This is a genomic window from Devosia sp. (assembly GCF_048261455.1).
Lineage (GTDB): Bacteria > Pseudomonadota > Alphaproteobacteria > Rhizobiales > Devosiaceae > Devosia_A.
Window position 1 is genome coordinate 81,587 of the sequence record NZ_JBLXGA010000007.1, and the last position, 16,563, is coordinate 98,149.

Below are 16,563 nucleotides of genomic sequence, written 5' to 3' on the forward strand. Positions count from 1 at the left end.
ACATGTCATCAGGCAATAGGTTCTTAACCATGACGGCGCACCATGGCATTCGGCTGAAGGGGGCCGGAATGGAATTTCTGCTGTTGCTGCTGGTCTTGCCGCTGATCTGGCTGGTGCGCCTGCCCGTCAGGGTCGTGGGCACGGTGCGACGGCGTCCCTATGTCAGCGCCGCTCTGGGGCTCGGGGTGCTGGCGACAGTCTGGATCGGATTTCAGGTGCTGAGCGACGAGGCCGGCCAGGCCGACTACGCGCCGGGCGATGCCACCTTGCGGGCGATGCTCGAGAGATAGGGCAGGGTACGAAAGGTCATGAAAAAGGCCCGGAGCGAACGACGTGACCGTTCGACACCGGGCCCAGTACGGTCACCGGGTCGATCGCCCCGGCAAGACCGAATTCAGATCAGGACGTGAGCCCCTTGGCCTTGCGCCACTCCTGGTACTCCTCCTCCGCATCGGGATGCAGTGGGTAGTAGCGGCGCAGGTCGGCACCAGCCATCAGCTTCTCGCGCGAGAAGACTTCCCACTCGGCGTGCTTCTTGCCGTCTTCGATGATCGCTTCGGCCATCGAGACCGGCACGACCACGGCGCCATCGTCATCGGCGACGATGATGTCACCGGGCATGACCGTGACGCCGCCACAAGCGATCGGCACGTTCACCGCATTGGGATAGATGTCGGTCTGCACGTGATAGTTCGGGCTCCAGCCCTTGAGCCACAGCGACAGGTCGAGCTGCTCGACATTGGGGCGGTCGCGCATCACACCATCGATGATGATGCCGGCGCCGCCACGACCCTTGAAATAGGTGCTCATCATGTCGCCGAAAATGCCCGAGCGCATGTCGCCACGCGCATCGACGACGACCACGTCACCTTCCTGCACGTGATAGAGCACGTGCCGGTGCAATTGGGTCTCGGGGTCGGCATATTCGCCTTCGGAGAACAGGTCCGGCCGCTGCGGCAGACACTGCAGCGTCAGCGCCGGGCCGGCGATGACCTTGCCCTTGGTCTGCGGCAGGATGCCGGTCATGTGCGGATTGCGGAAGCCCATGTGGCCGAGCGTACCGGCGATGGTGGCCGCGCCCAGTTCCTTGAGGGCTGCGACCATCTCTTTGGGCGGGCGGGTAATATCGGACGTTTGCGTCATTTGGTGGAAACTCTCTCCCTATAAAACTCTTTGCGGCTACCAGTTGGTGACCGATCCGTCACGCCGTTTCCAGTGCGGCGCTTCCCAGAACTTGAAGCTTTGCGCCTGGATGGCCTCTTCGTCCACATCGACTCCAAGACCCGGGGTGTCGGGAACCTTATATACTGCCCCGTCGAGCTTGGGTTGCTCGGTGAACAGCGGACTTTCGCCGCGGCCCATGTAACTTTCGGCCGGCGAAGCGCGTGTTTCGAGCCACGCGAAGTTGGCAACCGCGGCTGAAAAGTGGATCGTCGCCGCGGTGCAGATCGGCCCCAGCGGATTGTGTGGCATCATGTCGACGTAATGCGCCTCGCTCCACCCGGCGACTTTCATCGATTCCGTCAGCCCGCCGACATTGCACACATCGATGCGGTTGTACTGGTGGATGCCGCGCTCGATATAGGGCAGGAACTGCCACTTCGAGGCAAACTCCTCGCCGATGGCGAAGGGCACGTCGGTCATGGTGCGCAGTGATTCATAGGCTTCAGGCGTCTCGTCGCGGATCGGCTCCTCGAGAAAATCCAGCGTGCCCGAGGGCATCTTCTGGCAAAAGCTCGCGGTTTCGGCGACCGACAGGCGGTGGTGGTAGTCGATGCCGAGCACCACGCCGTCGCCCAGCTCTTCGCGCGCCTTGATCAGCCATGGCACGGTCGCTGCGATGGATTCGCGCGGCTCGAAGATTCCATCAGTGTCCTGCGCCGGAAAGAAGCGGATGACGTTCCAGCCGCGTTCCTTCAGCTCCTTGGCCTGGTCGATCATCTCGGCGCTGGGCGAGATGCCGGTCGAGGCAAAGGTCGGGATATGGTCCCGCTGCTTGCCGCCGAGCAGCTCGTAGACCGGCACGCCGAGCGCTTTTCCCTTGATATCGTGCAGCGCGATGTCGATCGCCGAGATCGCTGCCTGCAGCACGCGCCCGCCCTCGAAATACTGGCTGCGATACATCTCCTGCCAGATGGCACCGATGTTGAAGGCATCCTTGCCGATCAGCCATTCGCGGTAATGCTCGATGGCGCCGACGACGGCTTTCTCGCGGCCCGAAAGCCCGCTCTCGCCCCAGCCGTAGATGCCCTCGTCGGTCTCGACCTTGACGATCAACTGGTTCCGGTGGGCCACCCAGGTCGGGTAGGGGATGATATTGGTGATCTTCATGTCGTCTCGTCTCTCACCAGCTGGTCAGGGTGCCGTCTTCGAGCCGGGCGACCGGCAGATAGGCGGTTTCATAGGGAAATTTCGCGGCCAGCTCTTCGTCGATGTCCGTGCCGTGGCCCGGCGTCTCGTTGGGATAGAGATAGCCCCGGTCGTAGCGCCAGTCGCACTTGAAGACGTCGTAGGTGTCCTTGGTGTACCCGGTGAATTCCTGGATGCCGAAATTGTTGATCGCCGTGTCGACATGGATGTTCGCGCCCATGGTCGCCGGCGACATGTCCATCGGGCCGTGGCAGGCCGAACGGACGTGGTAGATCGAGGCGAAGTCAAAGATCTTCTTGATGCCGGTGACGCCACCCGCGTGCACGGCGGTGACCCGGATGAAGTCGATCAGCTGCTCGGAGATCAGCGTCGTCGTGTCGTAGACCGAGTTGAAGATCTCGCCGACGGCCAGAGGCTGCGTGGTGTGCTGGCGGATGATGCGGAAGCCTTCCTGAAGTTCGGCCGGAATGGCGTCCTCAAGCCAGAACAGGCGATAGGGCTCGAGATCCTTGCCGAGCCGGGCCGCCTCGATCGGCGTCAGCCGGTGGTGGACGTCATGCAGCAGGTGCACGTCCCAGCCCACCGTGTCGCGCAGCTGTTCGAACAGCTTCGGCACCAGTGGCAGATACTTGTGAGTCGCCCAGACCTCCTCGTTCGGCATCGGCTTGATCATGCCGCCGGCGGCCTGATCGGTTGAGGCGCCGGTGCCATAGATCGGCGGCAACCCGGGAATCGAGACCTGCGCCCGGATGGCGTCGAGGCCCTGCTCGCGCAGCTTCTGAACGCCTTCGACGACCTCGGAGATTTCCAGTCCGCCGACATGCTTGTAGACCATCACCTTGTCGCGCGATTTGCCGCCCAGCAGCTGGTAGAGCGGCATGTTGGCGACTTTCGCCTTGATGTCCCACAGCGCCATGTCGATCGCGGCGATCGCGGCCATGGTGATTGGGCCGCGGCGCCAGTAGGCGCCCTTGTATAGGTACTGCCAGATGTCCTCGGTGCGCAGCGGATCCTTACCGATCAGCGTCGGCGCGATGTGATCCTTGAGGTAGCTGACCACGGCCAGCTCGCGACCGTTCACCGTCCCGTCGCCGATACCGTAGACGCCCTCGTCGGTGATCACTTTGACGGTGACGAAATTGCGTCCGGGCGAGCAGACGATAACCTTGATGTCCTTGATCTTCATGATGCCATCAGCTCCAGGTGCGGTCCCAGGAAACGTCGTCGTCCCACTGGTCGGTTGGCTGCCAGATATCGGTAACGCCCGGTTGCAGATGGGCGCGCAGCACCTCGTCGTTCAGGTCGTCGATGCCGAGACCCGGCTTGTCGCTGAGCGTGATGAAGCCGCGATCGACGATCGGGCCCGACTGGCCGGTGACGATGTCATCCCACCACGGCACGTCGACCGAGTGATATTCGAGCGCCATGAAGTTCTCTGTCGCCACCGCAACATGCGAAGCGGCGAGAGCGGCGATCGGGCTTTCGGCCATGTGGATGGCCATCGCCACGCCATGATCCTGGGCCGCGTCGCCGATCTTCTTGGTCTCGAGAATGCCGCCCGAGGTCAGCAGATCCGGGTGGATCACCGAAATGCCGGAGTTGAGCAGCGGCTCGAAAGCCTCCTTGAGATAGATGTCCTCACCGGTGCAGATCGGCACCGACGTGGCTTCCTGCAGCCGGCGATACTGTTCCGTGTGCTGCCAGGGAATGACGTCTTCCAGCCAGGCCGGCGTATATTTCTCGATCCGCTGGGCGAGCCGCACCCCATCCTGCAAAGAGATGTGCCCCAGATGGTCGATCGCCAGCGGAATCTCGGGCCCGATCACCTCGCGCACTTCGGAGATATACTGTTCGAGCAGGTCGAGTCCCTTGTCGCTGAAGTGCAGGCCAGTGAACGGGTGCATGACGTTCTGCGCATCGTAGATCAGATTGCGCTGCTTGCGTTCGTCATCATTCGTCGCACGGATGCTGCCGGCGTGCTGGCGGAAGGCATCGAGTGAGCCGGCCGGACCAACGACCGCACCAGGCACGTCGGCAATTTCCATCAGCCCCAGGTCCATCTTGAGAAAGGTGAAGCCGAGGTCCATGCGTTTCTTGAGGCGCTTGCCCATTTCCGTGCCGCTCGGCCGGTCGGCGTCGGTGTCGCAATAGACGCGCACCTTGTCGCGGAACTTGCCGCCCAGCATCTGGTAGATCGGGACCCCATAGGCCTTGCCCGCGAGGTCCCACAGCGCGATCTCGACTGCCGAAACGCCGCCACCCTGTCGCCCGTGCCCGCCAAACTGCTTGATGCGCCGGAACAGCCGGTCGACATCGCATGGGTTCTCGCCCAGCAGCCGGCTCTTCAGCATCAGCGCATAGGTGGCACTGGCCCCATCGCGCACTTCACCAAGCCCGACGATCCCCTGATTGGTGTAGATCTTGAGCAGCGCCGACCGGAAGGGCGCACCGGTGATTTCCGCCACGCGAATATCGGTGATGCGCAGATCGGAAGGCTTGGAACTGGTGTTGACGCGATCGAGGGCGTCTTCGGGTGTTGTGGTCATATTCGGCACTGCCTGGAAACTGGCAACTGGCGTCCCGTGGCGCCAGCTGTCTGAGGGTTGAGAGGTCGGGTCTGACGGCTAGCGAGCCGCCAGAGCCATTTCGGTTTCACCGTCGAACAGGTGAATCCGCGCCTGATCGAACTCGACGTAGACCTCCTCGTCGGTATGGATCGCAAAGCTCGGCGGCATGCTGACGTTCACTGTCGCACCAGACACGAACACCTGGGCGAAGGTCACGTCGCCCGTCGGTTCCACGGTATACACCTTGCCCGGCACGGTGCCCGGCTGCGGGGTCTTATGCAGCTTGATGGTCGAATGCCGCGCACCCAGCACCACCTTGTTCGACGACGCGCCGAGAGCCTTGCGGCTGTTTTCGGGCGACAGCGGCAGCTCCCAGCCCTCGGGGCTGGCCAGTGCCACATCGGTACCGCGTGTTACCGCCTCGAGCGGGATCAGGCTCATTGCCGGCGACCCGACAAAGCTCGCGACGAACATGTTCTTGGGATTTTCGAACACATTGGCGGGCGCATCGTACTGCTGCAGATAGCCGCCATTCATCACGGCCATCTTGTCGGCCATGGTCACGGCTTCGAGCTGGTCATGCGTCACATAGACGACCGTGGCATTGAGATCCTGATGGAAGCGTTTGATCTCCGAGCGCATCTGCACGCGCAGCTTGGCATCGAGGTTCGAAAGCGGCTCGTCCATCAGGAAGGCCCGCGGGTCGCGCACCAGTGCCCGGCCCAGGGCCACGCGCTGCTGCTGGCCACCCGACAGCTCGCGCGGCTTGCGCTCGAGCAGATGCGTGATGTCGAGCACCTTGGCGGCGTCGCGCACCTTCTTGTCGATCTCTTCCTTGGGCAGTTTGCGCATCTGCAGCGGGAAGGCGAGGTTCTTGAACACCGACTTCTGCGGATAGAGAGCATAGTTCTGGAACACCATGGCGATGTCCCGATCCTTCGGATCGAGGTCATTCACCAGCCTGTCCCCGATGGTGATGTCGCCACCACTCATCGGGATCAGGCCCGCTATCAGATTCAGCGTTGTCGTCTTGCCGCAGCCCGAAGGGCCCACCAGCGCAACGAATTCGCCGTCTTCTACGGTCAGCGAGACGTGGTTGACGGCATAAACGCTGCCGTAGGTCTTCACCACGTCCTTGAGGACCACCTGTGCCATTCGAAATACCCCTTAAAAGTCATCCGCGCTCTGCGAGCCGCGGTCGTCAGTGCTTGACTGCGCCTTCGGTCAGCGCCTGGACGAAATAGCGTTGCAAAACGAGGAACAGCACGACCACCGGAACACTCATCATGAAGCTCGCGGCCATCAGGCCCGGCCAGTCCGTCGTGTTCTCGGAAAAGAAGCGCTGGATGCCCACCGGTAGGGTCATCTGGTCGTTCCGGGTGAGGAAGGTGTACGCGTAGATGTATTCGTTCCACGCGCCGATGAAGCTGTAGATCGCCGTGGCGATGATGCCCGGTGTCGACAGTGGCATCACCACATAAAGGAACGCCTTGATGCGCGTGGCACCGTCGATGCGCGCCGCCTGCTCGAGCTGGATCGGGATGTTGTCGTAAAATCCCTTGAGCAGCCAGATGGCGAGCGGCAGGCCGAACGTCAGGTAGGTGAGGATCAGCGATCCATGCGTATTCACCAGCCCCAGCCAGCGCATCAGGATGAACAGCGGCACCAGAAAGATCACCGCCGGGAACATGTTGCGCAGCAGCACCGCAAAGAACAGGAAGGTGCGACCGGGGAAACTAAAGCGCGAGAACGCATAGGCCGCCGGAACCGCCACAGCCACCGCCAGAATGGTGGTGATGGTCGACACCCACATGCTGTTGAAGAAGTAGCGCAGGAAATCCTGACCCACCGAATTCGCCGGGTCGAGCAGTTTCCAGTAGTTCTCCAGCGTCGGCTCGGCCGGCCACCACTGCGGCGGAAACTGCATCGCGGCAAAGCCGGTCTTCAGCGAGGTGACCAGCATCCATGCCATCGGCAGGACGGTGTAGACCAGCATGAAGAACAGGAAGATGCGACCGGTCCAGCGCCAGCCATCGATCTTCTTGCGCGGCCGGGGACGGGCGGCCGGTGTCGTTGATATGGCCGTCATGAGCCCTGCCTCGAAGTGTCGCCCTTGGTGAGGGCCCGCACGTAGAAATAACCAAGCGTCATCAGGATCAGGAACAGCAGCACGGAATAGGCTGCCGCCACGCCCCAGCGCTGACGCCCGAAGGCCAGCTCATAGATATGCGTGATCCAGATATGCGAGGCGTTCGACGGCCCGCCGCTGGTCATGATCCACGGGATGATGAAGCCGTTGAAGTTCGACACTGCCAGCAGCAGCACGGTGATGGTCGACACGCCCCGCAGCTGCGGGAAGGTAACATGCCAGAACCGCTGCCAGGCATTGGCGCCGTCCACCTGCGCGGCACGCAGCAACTGCTCCGGCACCGTCTGCAACCCGGCCATCAGCATGATCATGGCGAAGGAGAATTCACGCCAGACGTTCACCACGATCAGCGAGGGCAGAACCGTATGGATGTTGTCGATGAAATTGGGCGGCCGCTCGACGAGGCCCATCTGGACCAAGGCGGCGCCGATGACACCGAAATCGGAATGATAGAGCCAGCGCCAGATGTAGGAGGCGGCCACCGCGCTCACCACCCACGGGATCAGCAGGATGGCGCGCATGACGCCGCGGCCGATGAAGGCACGATGCAGCGACAAGGCTGAACCCAGCCCGAGCGCAAAGGCGAAGACCGTTGACGCAACCGTCCAGATCACCGTGTTCCAGGTGACTTTCCAGAAGACCCGGCTGCTCAGAATGGCCGAGTAATTGTCGAGGCCTGTAAAGATCTTGTCGCGCAGCTGCAGGCTGGGCGGCGTTTTGAAAAACGAGAGCTCAATCGTGTAATAAATGGGGTAGGCGATGACGATCATCATCACCACCAGCGCCGGGAGGACGTAGCCGTAGTCGGCACGATGCTCCCACACACGCTGGAAAAACCCGAGGCGAGCCGGTTCCGACGGACGGGAACGCGCGGCCTGGCCGGTTAAAGTACTCACTATGGAGCTCCTACTTGGAAGGCGGAGCCGGCGGCACTAATGGTGCCGCCGGACTTTGTGCGGTTGCTTAGAGGCCGCCGCCGTCGACCAGGCTACGGACCTGCTCGGCAGCATTTTCGGCTGCTTCATCAACGCTCATGGCGCCCGTCAATGCGTTCTGCAGCATGTCCGGAACGATGATGTTCATGATTTCCGGAGCTTCCGGAATCGCCGGGAAGGGGATGCCATCGACCAGCATCGACGTGGTCACGTCGAGGAATTTGATCTGATCGAGACGGTCCGCCATCCACTTGGTGCGGAAGCCACCCAGGTGACCCGGGTTCGATGCCGCCCAAGCGAGCTTCAGCGACCACTCGGGGCTGGTGTACATGCAGATCAGCGCCTTGGCTGCCGGCGTGTCCACTTCGCCGCCATCAACATACTCGGGCTTGAGGATGTGGATGTTGGAGCCACCGAACACCACGGCACGACGGCCGGTGGGGCCCTTCGGGATCAGCCCGTAGCGCATGTTCTCGATAACGCTCTCGGCGACTTCCTTGTCCGACCCGGTGGCCTCTTCGGCCAGCTCGATCATGCGGGCATATTCGGACGGATGCGAGATCACCATGGCCAGCTGGCCGGAGATGAACGGCGCCTGGTTATCGGCCTGCGTATTGGTCAGCGCGGAAACCGGCACCGACTGGTCGCGGACATACATGTCGTATGACGCCTGCAGGGCCTGCTTGCTCTCTGGGCTGTCGAGACGGACCTCGTCATAGGTCGGATTGGCATCGGCCTCATCGAACACGCCGCCGCCGTACGCCCACATCTGGGGCATGAAGCGGTAGGGGGTGTTGCCGGCGTTCTGACGCGCCACAAGACCGTAGCCGGCGATGCCGAGCTTGTCGTGAATGGTCTTGGAATAGGTGACGACGTCGTCCCAGGTTTCCGGCGGGCTTTCCGGGTCGAGTCCGGCCTTTTCGAAGATGTCGGCGTTCCAGATGAGCGCCATCGTCTCGTTGTTGGTCGGAATGCCGTAGGTGACACCTTCCCAGGTCACGGCCTTCATCGCGCCAGGCCAGAAATCCGCCGTATCATAGCCGACGTCCTCGGGACGCAACTCTTCGAGATATCCCTTGGCGGCGAATTCCGTGCCGCCCAGGATCTGCAGGCGAACCACCATCGGCGCGGCATTGCCGAGCAGGGCGGTGCGGAACTTGTCGAGCAGTTCGTTGTAGGTGATGCCCTGTTCGACCAGCTCGATGTTCGGGTAGGTCTCGCGGAAGGTTTTGAAGAAGTCGTCGTAGTTGTCCCGCATGATCTGCGGGTCGCCTTCGAACACCCCCTGATACCAGAAGGTCACGCGACCCTCGTAGTCGGTGGGCGTCACGTCGTTACAATGGCCGACCGTGTCGAACTCTTCGGTGCCGGCGATCGAGCGAACGTATTCTGGTGACCACTGGCTGACATCCACGCTCTGTGCGTAGACCGTGCCGGACATGAGCGACGCGCTCAGGCCCAAGGCGAGCGTGTAACCGAGCACACCGGTGCGAGTCCGCGTGCCCGTTCGTGTCTCACGAATGCGAGATTTCGTCATAGTGAGTTCCTCCTCCATGAAGCAGGCACCTCCCTGACCCTCCGGTAGGCGGTGCCCGAAACAGCTTGCGCTGTATTGCATCGTCGATGTTCGGCCCCCACGACCCTTCTCGACGTTCAAAACAAACACTACAGAGTCCCCAGCGTGTGTCAACGAGATCAAGATCGTACATTATTTTTATTGCATCGCGTGCGGAACATACGTGTTGGGGCTTGGCTTGGCCGGTCAATATGCCTAAACCTTGCGCATGAGCGATGAGGTGATGAGCAGGGACGCTGCAAGCGGCGACGGGTTCGAAGCGCAGGCGTCCATCTACGAGATGATCCGCGAGGACATCGTCGCGGGCCGTCTTGCGTCCAATGAACGGCTCAAGGTCGCCGAGCTCGCCGAGCGCTACAGCACCTCCACCAACCCCGTGCGCGAAGCCCTACAGCAGCTGCGCGGCGAGGGCTTTGTGGTGATGGAGCCCAATCGCGGGGCGCGTGTGCGCGCGATCGACGCAGATTTTGTCCGCGACATCATGGAAATCGAGGTGCTGATCGAGGGCGCCTTGTCGCGCTGGTTCGTTTCGGTGGCCACCGCTGCAGACGTCGCGGCACTAGAAGCTATTCAGGATCAGCTCGAAGCCAATGACTATTCTGACCGGCTGCTGCACGGTCAGCTCGATACGCGCTTTCATCAACTGATCTACGACCGCCATTACAATCGTCACGCTGCGGAATTGTGGTGGAAGCACCGCGAAATCCTGCGCGCCATCAGCAGCCGCTTCCCGACATCTCTGAGCCGGCGCGCTGCCGTGTTTCGTGAGCATCGCGAATTGATCGCCGCCATCAAGGCGCAGGACGCCGACGCGGCCGCTGCCTGCGTGTCCCGGCATGTCGAGGGATCCGGCCGGCACATTATCGAACAGATGGGCATGGCCAATCGCAATGCCTTTCGGCGGCCGATGGAGTGAATTGAAAGCGGACGGCCGTTGGCGAGGAGGCCAGCCTGTCTGCAAGACGAGGGAGAGTGGAGGAGGCGCGGCCAAGCGGCAGCGCCGCGCCGTTGTGGCGCGAACGGGAATCTCAACAAACAAATCTGCTGAAAAGGCTTTAGGAAATGAAGATCACAGGCGTCAGGCCGTGGCTCATCAAATCGAGCGCGTCCTATTGGGGGGAATTTCTCTTCGTCGAAGTGACGACGGACGAGGGCATCACCGGCTGGGGGGAAATCACCACCACCACCAAACTGGCCAATCGGGCGCTTTGCGCGATCCTGAGCCGCATCGGCGAGGTGCTGGAGGGGCAGGACCCGACCCACATCGAGCGGATCTGGCAAAAGCTCTTCCGCAACTTCACCTACATGGGCAGCCGCGGGGCCGCCGTTGAATGCATCAGCGCCATCGATATCGCGCTGTGGGACATCTACGGCAAATCGCTGGGCAAGCCGATCTTCGAACTGCTGGGCGGGCCGGTGCGCGACGAGATCGCGCTCTATACCCATCCCGACCAGCGCAAGTTCACCTCGAAGGAAGGCGTGATCGCCGAGATCCAGGCGATCGTTGGCTCCGGTCATACCGCGCTGAAGTTCGATCCCTTCCCCTATCAGGGCTCGCGGGAACAGCGTGACGGCTATCTGGACGGTGCCATGAGCCGCAAGGACGAGCGTACTGCCGCCGAACTCACCGCACTCATTCGCGAGACCACCGGCCCCGATATCGAAGTGCTGATCGATGCCCATGGCCGCTTTGACGTGCCGACCGCCATCCGGCTGTGCAACACGCTCGAGGACGCCGGCCAGATCGACTGGTTCGAAGAGCCGGTGCCACCGGAAAGTCTCAATGCGCTCAAGCAGGTGCGCGACAAGGTGAACGTGGCGATTTCGGTCGGCGAACGCGCGCACACACGGTTCGATTTTGTACCGATCCTCGAAAACAAGCTCACCGATTATGTCATGCCCGACGTCACCTGGACCGGCGGCATCACCGAGCTGAAAAAGATCGCGACTCTCGCCGAGGCTTACTTCATTCCGATCTCGCCGCACGATGCGGCCGGCCCGATCAACGTCGTCGCCGGCGCCCAGGTGATGATGACGGTGCCGAACTTTTACAAGCTCGAAACCTCGGAATGGAACCTGTCCAAATATGACGAACTGATCGACAAGCCACTCGACAACTCAAATGGCAGTCTCAAGCTGAACCGTGCGCCGGGCCTCGGCATCGAGATGAACCGCGAGTTCCTCGCCGCCAACGAGATCGACTACTAGCGCCGTGCCGCGGGCTCCGGCCTGCGGCTCTGCCCAACATCTTCAACCACGGGCCCCGGTCGTCGCACGGCAGGCGACCTCTATCGAAAGTCACATCAAGATGAAAATTACCGCACTGCGCTGTGCCGTCATCGGCAAACATCCCATCGTCCGCATCGTAACTGACGAGGGCATCCATGGTCTGGGCGAAGTCGAATATACCAAGCCCTATCTCAAGCCCTGGGTCATGCATTTCAGCGAGGCGCTGATCGGCGAGGACCCGACCGACGTCGAGCGCTGCATGCTCAAAATCCGCCAGCGCGGCAGCTTCAAGCCACACGGCGCCGCCGTCAGTGCGATCGAGCACGCTCTGTGGGATATCGCCGGCAAGGCCGCCAACGTGCCGACCTACAAGCTGCTGGGCGGCAAGGTGCGCGACAAGGTGCGGGTCTATAACGGCTCGCTGCGTCGGCCCATGCAGGGCAGCACGCCCGAGGATTATGCGGCCGACGTCAAATGGATGATGGAGCTGCCCGAAAAATTCTTCATGGTGAAGCAGGGCATCGGCTTTCATTCGCGCATGAAAAAGGACATCCCAGACTTCCATTATGGTCTCAGCCAGCCCCCGGGCTATCATGGCGCCATGGACCAGGGGCAGATCAGCACCTACGCCATGGGTCACATGCTCGATTGCGTCGCGGCCATGAAGGACGTTCTGGGCGACAAGGTCGGTCTGGCGCTCGATTGCGGCCCCGGCTGGATGCTCAACGACGCCATCCGCTTCGCCCAAGGCGTTGAAAAGCACAATCTGATGTGGCTCGAGGACATGCTGACCGGCGACTATGTGCCGTGGGTGAACCCGCAGGCCTATCGCGAACTCACCGTCTCGACCACGACCCCGATCCACACTGGTGAGCAGATCTATCTGCGCCACAATTTCAAGGAACTGATCGAGACCCAGTCGATCCGCGTTGTCGGCCCCGACCCGGCAGATATCGGCGGCATTGCCGAGTTGAAGTGGGTCGCCGAGCACGCCTATATGCACCAGATCATGATGGCGCCGCATGGCACCGCCAATGGCCTGCTCGGCCTCGGCGCGCTGATCAATGTCTGCGCCACGCTGCCGGCAAACTACATCGCTTTCGAATACCCCAGCGCATCGGATGACTTCTGGCACGAGATCGTCACCGGCCTGCCGGAGGGCCAGATCGTCAAGGACAGCCACGTCGAGCTGCTGCCGGGCCCGGGCCTCGGCCTCGATATCGATCCCGAGGCGGGTAAGAAGTACCTGCGCGAAGAGGATGCCGGCTTCTTCGACAACTAGGCGCACGCCGCACCAACATCATTTTCGGCCCCCACACGGGGGCCGATTGCATTTTGGGAGACGGTAGCGTCAACAATGATCCCATTGCCGGATCGACCGCACCGATTGCATATAACGAGGTTGGTCCATTGAGTTTCCCCGCGCGACCGGTGATCCTGTGGCGACGCGTTTTCGTGAGATGACATGAGTCCACTTTCCCTGTTCGACGTCATTGCGGTGCTGCTGGTGCTGTCCGCCGGTTTTGGCTGGATCAACCACAAGCTGATCCGGCTGCCGCAGACCATCGGCCTGCTGGTGATGTCGCTGGCAGCGTCGCTGGTGCTGATCGGTTTCGAACTGGCCTTCCCCGATCTCGGGCTCTACGACGACGCCGTTTCGGTGATTCAGCAGGTCGATTTCGAAGAGACCGTGCTCAACGGGCTGCTTGCCTTCCTGCTGTTTGCGGGTGCCCTGCACGTCGATTTCAGCGCCATGCGCTCGCGCCTCGGTCCTATCGCCATCATGGCCACATTCGGCGTGGTGATTTCGATCGTGCTCGTCGCCACCGGCTTCTGGCTGCTGGCCAAACTCTTCGGCATCAACATGCCGTTTGCCTGGGCACTGGTTTTCGGGGCCCTCATCAGCCCGACCGACCCGGTGGCGGTGCTGTCGACCCTCAAGCAGGTTGCCGTCCCCAAATCCCTGCAGATCATTATGACCGGCGAGTCGTTGTTCAACGATGGTGTCGGTGTCGTGCTGTTCACCGTGTTGCTGGCCGCCGCTGCCAGCGTGTCAGGCGGGGGGCTCGACTTCGTCCATATCGGCGAACTGTTCTTCGTCGATGCCATCGGCGGCGGCGTGCTCGGCCTCGTGGCGGGCTACATCGCCTATCGCGCCATGCGTGCGATCGACGACTACCCGGTCGAGGTGCTGATCTCGCTGGCGCTGGTAACGGGCACCTATGCGCTCGCCACCAAATTGCATATGAGCGGCCCGATTGCCGTGGTGGTCGCCGGCATTCTCATCGGCAACCGTGGCCCGATCGATGCCCTGAGCGACGAAACGCAGCGGTTTTTGTTCGGCTTCTGGACCCTGGCCGATGAAATTCTCAACTCCGTGCTGTTCCTGCTGATCGGACTCGAAGTGTTGGTGCTGCGGTTCGACTGGTCCTTCATCAACTTGGCACTCGCAGCGATTCCGCTGGTCCTGCTGGCACGCTTCATCTCGGTTGGCGTGCCCGTCCTCGCACTGAAGCGGGTGACGCAATTTACCCCCGGCACGGTGCGCATTCTCACCTGGGGGGGGCTGCGCGGCGGCATCTCCGTCGCACTCGCGCTGGCGCTGCCGGAATCCGAGATCAAGACCGTGATTCTCGCCACAACCTATGCCGTGGTGCTGTTCACCATCATCGTCCAAGGACTGACCCTGGCGCCACTGGTCAAACGCATCATCGACGAGTAGGCCGCAGCCGCCCGGCTGTCTCAGTTTGCGGCAAAGGTCCGGTGGGTCGAGGCGCGGAAGTGCGCCTCGAGCGCCTCGACGGCCGCCGGCACGTTCCGCTGCTCCAGCGCTGCGATCACCCGCATGTGCTCGTCCATGGTCGCCATCAGCTGGTTGCGGAAAATGCCCGCCTGGTGCACCCGACGCGCCATCCCGAGATTGTCCTGTAGCCGGATATGCGTTGACGAGATGGCGTTGTTCTCTAGCAGGCTGACGAGATCGCGGTGAAACTGCCGGTCGAGGACGAGGAGGTCGGTTTTGAGCTGCTCGAAGTCGCCGTCTGCGGCCAGCTGGGCACGGCGTTCCTCGTGTTTCTCGCGCATGTTCGCCAGCCAGTCGGCACTCACCATGTCGCCGCAGGTTTTCAGCGCATGCACCTCAATCATGATCCGGAACTGTGCGTTCTCGCGGATGAAAGCGACCTCGGGATAAACGATCCGTATGCCGGTCCGTGGCTTGATCTCGACCAGCCCGTATTCTTCCAGTAGCACCAGCGTCTCGCGCAGCGGCGACAGTGACAGGCCGAGCAGTTCGCACAGCTCGTTCTGCGTCACCACCATGCCGGCACGCAGCCGCCCGTTCTGCAGGGCCTCGCGGAAGCGGCGATAGCCGTCATTGTCTTGGCGTGTATCGGACATTTTCACCTGTGAACGCCCCCATCTGTGCCGTCGTCCTGCCCCGCGCCAGCCTCCATCAAAGCCTGTGCGAGGATTTCCCCAGATTTCCGAGCATCTAGCGCTCTCCGACCAATGGCGGATGATGCCTCAACTTGACGTGAGATATCTATTCACGCAAATAATATATCAAGGTGGGGGAAATTGCGCAAAATGACGACTTATAGATATATGCTTGAAGGCTGCTGACGTGGTCGCGGTCGAGTTGAAGGCTGTCAGAAAGGCGTTCGGTGCGGTCGAGGTCATCAAGGGCGTGGACCTGACCATTGAGCAGGGGGAGTTCGTGGTCTTCGTGGGTGCATCCGGTTCGGGCAAGTCGACCCTGCTTCGTATGATCGCCGGTCTGGAGACGGTCAGCGGTGGCGATATCTTGATCGATGGCAAGGACGTGACCTTCGACGAGCCCGCCGAGCGCGGCATCGCGATGGTCTTTCAGTCCTACGCGCTCTATCCGCACATGAACGTCTACGAAAACATCGCCTTCAACCTGAAGCTGGCGCGTGTTGCAAAGGACGAGGTCGACCGCCGCGTGCGTGACGCCGCGCGCATTCTGCGGCTTGAGGATCTTCTCAGCCGCTCGCCTGCACAGCTTTCTGGTGGTCAGCGTCAGCGCGTTGCAATTGGCCGCGCCATCGTGCGCAATCCAAAAGTGTTCCTGTTCGATGAGCCGCTGTCCAACCTCGATGCGGCGCTGCGCGTTCAGATGCGGCTTGAGATCGAGCGGCTGCACCGCGAACTTGGCACCACCATGATCTATGTCACCCACGATCAGGTCGAGGCAATGACCCTGGCCGATCGGATCGTGGCGCTCGATGGCGGCCGCATTCAGCAGGTCGGCCCGCCGCTCGAACTCTATGCCCGTCCCAACAACCTGTTCGTCGCCGGTTTTATCGGCTCCCCCAAGATGAACCTTATCCCGGCCACCGTGATTGCCACTAGCGCCGGTGCCGCAACCGTCGCGCTTGATGCCGGCCCCGACACACAGCTGGAAATGGCCATCGGTGGAGCAGAGCAGGGCGCCAGCGTCACGCTCGGCATCCGCCCTGAGCAAGTCGAGATCCTCAGCGCCGATAGCCCCGCTGTGCCCGGCGCAACCACGCTGCCAGCCCGCATCGAGGCGGTCGAGCGGTTGGGCAACATCACCTACGCCTATCTTGATGGCGGTACGCCGGAGGTCATCACCGTACAGGTGATGGGCGATGTCGACATCGCTGCAGGAGAGGACGTGCTGGTCGCACTCGCACCGCACGCCGTCCACCTGTTCGACGCTGCCGGCGCTGTCATGTCGCCGGCAGTCTGAAA

At 61.9% G+C, this 16,563-nt stretch carries 15 protein-coding genes; 6 read left to right on the forward strand and 9 right to left on the reverse strand.

The annotated features are described in order from the left end of the window. The first annotated feature begins 68 nt into the window (after positions 1 to 68). Positions 69 to 290 carry a hypothetical protein gene (locus ACN0TK_RS09575; RefSeq protein WP_417309256.1) on the forward strand — a complete coding sequence of 74 codons (222 nt, stop codon included), beginning with the start codon at positions 69 to 71 and terminating at the stop codon, positions 288 to 290. A 109-nt stretch (positions 291 to 399) separates the two neighbouring features. On the opposite strand, the gene ACN0TK_RS09580 is transcribed toward ACN0TK_RS09575, so the two are convergent. From ACN0TK_RS09580 to ACN0TK_RS09615, 8 genes are all read right to left on the reverse strand, one after another. Next, complete coding sequence (locus ACN0TK_RS09580; RefSeq protein WP_417309257.1) at positions 400 to 1,143, reverse strand: ribonuclease activity regulator RraA; 744 nt, start codon at positions 1,141 to 1,143, stop codon at positions 400 to 402. Positions 1,144 to 1,179: 36 nt separating this feature from the next. Continuing rightward, entirely contained in the window at positions 1,180 to 2,331 is a 1,152-nt protein-coding gene (locus ACN0TK_RS09585; RefSeq protein WP_417309258.1) for a mandelate racemase/muconate lactonizing enzyme family protein, read from the reverse strand. A gap of 13 nt (positions 2,332 to 2,344) precedes the next feature. Beyond that, a complete protein-coding gene (gene manD / locus ACN0TK_RS09590) occupies positions 2,345 to 3,556 on the reverse strand; it encodes a D-mannonate dehydratase ManD (RefSeq protein ID WP_417309259.1) in 1,212 nt (403 codons plus the stop codon). 7 nt (positions 3,557 to 3,563) lie between these two features. Next, positions 3,564 to 4,916, reverse strand: a complete 1,353-nt coding sequence (locus ACN0TK_RS09595) for a mandelate racemase/muconate lactonizing enzyme family protein (RefSeq protein WP_417309260.1) — start codon at positions 4,914 to 4,916, stop codon at positions 3,564 to 3,566. A 78-nt stretch (positions 4,917 to 4,994) separates the two neighbouring features. Beyond that, positions 4,995 to 6,092 (reverse strand): ABC transporter ATP-binding protein, encoded by a 1,098-nt coding sequence (locus ACN0TK_RS09600; protein ID WP_417309261.1) that lies wholly within the window; start codon positions 6,090 to 6,092, stop codon positions 4,995 to 4,997. Positions 6,093 to 6,138: 46 nt separating this feature from the next. Next, the gene (locus ACN0TK_RS09605; protein ID WP_417309262.1) at positions 6,139 to 7,026 is read right to left on the reverse strand and encodes a carbohydrate ABC transporter permease; all 888 of its coding nucleotides are present in this window, start codon (positions 7,024 to 7,026) and stop codon (positions 6,139 to 6,141) included. Then, on the reverse strand, positions 7,023 to 7,982 hold the full coding sequence (locus tag ACN0TK_RS09610) for a carbohydrate ABC transporter permease (protein WP_417309263.1): 960 nt from the start codon (positions 7,980 to 7,982) through the stop codon (positions 7,023 to 7,025). Before ACN0TK_RS09610 ends, ACN0TK_RS09605 begins: the two co-directional genes overlap by 4 nt. Positions 7,983 to 8,049: 67 nt before the next feature. Continuing rightward, positions 8,050 to 9,558, reverse strand: coding sequence for an ABC transporter substrate-binding protein (locus ACN0TK_RS09615; RefSeq protein WP_417309264.1), 1,509 nt, complete (start codon positions 9,556 to 9,558; stop codon positions 8,050 to 8,052). A gap of 262 nt (positions 9,559 to 9,820) precedes the next feature. Here ACN0TK_RS09615 and ACN0TK_RS09620 point away from each other — a divergent pair, with 262 nt between their 5' ends. The 4 genes from ACN0TK_RS09620 to ACN0TK_RS09635 all read left to right on the forward strand — a co-directional run bounded on the left by ACN0TK_RS09620 (position 9,821) and on the right by ACN0TK_RS09635 (position 14,548). Further along, entirely contained in the window at positions 9,821 to 10,513 is a 693-nt protein-coding gene (locus ACN0TK_RS09620) for a GntR family transcriptional regulator (RefSeq protein ID WP_417309265.1), read from the forward strand. 146 nt (positions 10,514 to 10,659) lie between these two features. Continuing rightward, positions 10,660 to 11,805, forward strand: a complete 1,146-nt coding sequence (locus ACN0TK_RS09625; RefSeq protein WP_417309266.1) for a mandelate racemase/muconate lactonizing enzyme family protein — start codon at positions 10,660 to 10,662, stop codon at positions 11,803 to 11,805. 100 nt (positions 11,806 to 11,905) lie between these two features. Further along, positions 11,906 to 13,108 (forward strand): mandelate racemase/muconate lactonizing enzyme family protein, encoded by a 1,203-nt coding sequence (locus ACN0TK_RS09630; protein WP_417309267.1) that lies wholly within the window; start codon positions 11,906 to 11,908, stop codon positions 13,106 to 13,108. Positions 13,109 to 13,291: 183 nt separating this feature from the next. Further along, entirely contained in the window at positions 13,292 to 14,548 is a 1,257-nt protein-coding gene (locus ACN0TK_RS09635; RefSeq protein WP_417309268.1) for a cation:proton antiporter, read from the forward strand. A gap of 20 nt (positions 14,549 to 14,568) precedes the next feature. Here the strand turns inward: ACN0TK_RS09635 and ACN0TK_RS09640 are convergent, their stop codons facing one another. Further along, positions 14,569 to 15,225 (reverse strand): GntR family transcriptional regulator, encoded by a 657-nt coding sequence (locus ACN0TK_RS09640; protein WP_417309269.1) that lies wholly within the window; start codon positions 15,223 to 15,225, stop codon positions 14,569 to 14,571. Between the two features lie 226 nt (positions 15,226 to 15,451). Between ACN0TK_RS09640 and ACN0TK_RS09645 the strand changes: the two genes are divergently transcribed. Further along, positions 15,452 to 16,561: an ABC transporter ATP-binding protein gene (locus tag ACN0TK_RS09645; RefSeq protein WP_417309344.1), complete on the forward strand. Its 1,110-nt coding sequence runs from the start codon at positions 15,452 to 15,454 to the stop codon at positions 16,559 to 16,561. Positions 16,562 to 16,563 lie beyond the last annotated feature (2 nt).

What these genes read in the sequence shown, in the direction of transcription:
- ACN0TK_RS09575 (WP_417309256.1), top strand. Translation starts at nt 69, where the DNA reads ATGGAATTTCTGCTGTTGCTGCTGGTCTTGCCGCTGATCTGGCTGGTG.
- ACN0TK_RS09620 (WP_417309265.1), top strand. Translation starts at nt 9,821, where the DNA reads ATGAGCAGGGACGCTGCAAGCGGCGACGGGTTCGAAGCGCAGGCGTCC.
- manD (WP_417309259.1), bottom strand. Translation starts at nt 3,556, where the DNA reads ATGAAGATCAAGGACATCAAGGTTATCGTCTGCTCGCCCGGACGCAAT.
- ACN0TK_RS09615 (WP_417309264.1), bottom strand. Translation starts at nt 9,558, where the DNA reads ATGACGAAATCTCGCATTCGTGAGACACGAACGGGCACGCGGACTCGC.
- ACN0TK_RS09585 (WP_417309258.1), bottom strand. Translation starts at nt 2,331, where the DNA reads ATGAAGATCACCAATATCATCCCCTACCCGACCTGGGTGGCCCACCGG.
- ACN0TK_RS09605 (WP_417309262.1), bottom strand. Translation starts at nt 7,026, where the DNA reads ATGACGGCCATATCAACGACACCGGCCGCCCGTCCCCGGCCGCGCAAG.
- ACN0TK_RS09640 (WP_417309269.1), bottom strand. Translation starts at nt 15,225, where the DNA reads ATGTCCGATACACGCCAAGACAATGACGGCTATCGCCGCTTCCGCGAG.
- ACN0TK_RS09600 (WP_417309261.1), bottom strand. Translation starts at nt 6,092, where the DNA reads ATGGCACAGGTGGTCCTCAAGGACGTGGTGAAGACCTACGGCAGCGTT.
- ACN0TK_RS09595 (WP_417309260.1), bottom strand. Translation starts at nt 4,916, where the DNA reads ATGACCACAACACCCGAAGACGCCCTCGATCGCGTCAACACCAGTTCC.
- ACN0TK_RS09625 (WP_417309266.1), top strand. Translation starts at nt 10,660, where the DNA reads ATGAAGATCACAGGCGTCAGGCCGTGGCTCATCAAATCGAGCGCGTCC.
- ACN0TK_RS09635 (WP_417309268.1), top strand. Translation starts at nt 13,292, where the DNA reads ATGAGTCCACTTTCCCTGTTCGACGTCATTGCGGTGCTGCTGGTGCTG.
- ACN0TK_RS09580 (WP_417309257.1), bottom strand. Translation starts at nt 1,143, where the DNA reads ATGACGCAAACGTCCGATATTACCCGCCCGCCCAAAGAGATGGTCGCA.
- ACN0TK_RS09630 (WP_417309267.1), top strand. Translation starts at nt 11,906, where the DNA reads ATGAAAATTACCGCACTGCGCTGTGCCGTCATCGGCAAACATCCCATC.